The following is a 1,220-nucleotide window of genomic DNA, read 5'->3' on the forward strand; positions in this document are numbered from 1 at the left end:
CTGATGCCCATTTTTTCCACCAGATCTTCACAGGGTGAAGCATGCCACTGGAGCTGGACGATCTTGAAGGGATCGGCCCCACAGGCCAGGGCGGCCAGCTGCACGTCCGCAATGATCGGGATGCTGTAGTTCATGTCATGGGCCTTACCGATCCACTGGTTCTTGTCCATGGTGGTGATACAGCCGGTGTCGATGCCAATCATGACGTCGGCGTTGGCTTCTTCCCGGGCGACCTTGATCTTGCGGTTCATGGTGAAGCTGCGGGTGAATTCGCGCTCGGAAATGATGTGCCGGAAGCCAAAGCCACAGCAGTCATACCAGGTGGAGTAGTCGATGACCTGCGCACCCAGCGCCTGGGCGACCGAGGTGCCGACTGCCGTGCGGTTGCCACCGAGAATGCTGGTGTCGTAAATCGCGTCTTCTGCCACCATCTTGTAGTAGTGACAGGCCGCATGCATGGTGACCCGGATATTGCTCATGTCGATGGTCTGCATTTCACTGGCAATACGATTGCGCATGACGTGCAGCCATTCACTGTAGTGCACGACTTCTTCGGGGATGACAATTTTGCCATCGACCAGACGACCGAGCTTGCCGAGAATCTTCTTGACCTTTTCGCGCAGTTCGGCAGATTCAATCAAATACTTGCGAATTTCCTTGTAGTTGCCGAAGGAGGTGCCGCAGTGGACCAGCGGGAAGAAGTGGCCGTTTTCATAGCCGTGCTGCTTGCCGGAGACATAGGCCTGATGGAAGTTGCGCAGGAAGACGGCGGCGAGGGATTCGACGTTGCCGATGCCGGAGCCGTGATAGTTCCAGGCGGTACAGGAGGTCTGGTCGGTTTCGTCCAGATAATCCGTGCCCAAATTGTTCATGAACCAGAGCAGACTGGTGGGATAGCCGGGGATGTTGCCACACTGGCCACAGCTCTTGTGATGCCAGAGCTGGTTGGTGGGTACCCGCTTTTTCCAACCATAAAGGGTGTCTACTTCAATGGGCTTGTGGTCATCGGTGATGCGGTGAACAATGATTTCACCTTCTTTTTCCAGTTCCCACATGTGGTCGCGAATGTCGTCCATACGCTCGCCCAGGTCCATGGTGCGACGGTCGACGTGACTGCGTACCCATGCCGTGGCCGCTTCTGCTTCGTTGGCCGATAAGTTCGTGTCCTGGAAAAAAGCTCCGTGCCCCGCTAATCCTTGCTGCGTGCTGTTGTCGCTCAT

Annotated in this window: 1 protein-coding gene; it reads right to left on the bottom strand. The window is 56.1% G+C overall.

Annotation, left to right across the window (positions count from 1 at the left end):
* A partial coding sequence (locus HAP95_RS05335; RefSeq protein ID WP_215883280.1) for a heterodisulfide reductase-related iron-sulfur binding cluster occupies positions 1 to 1,220 on the bottom strand: 1,220 nt, incomplete at both ends.

The organism is Acidithiobacillus sulfurivorans (genome assembly GCF_018853815.1).
Classification (GTDB): Bacteria; Pseudomonadota; Gammaproteobacteria; order Acidithiobacillales; family Acidithiobacillaceae; genus Acidithiobacillus; species Acidithiobacillus sulfurivorans.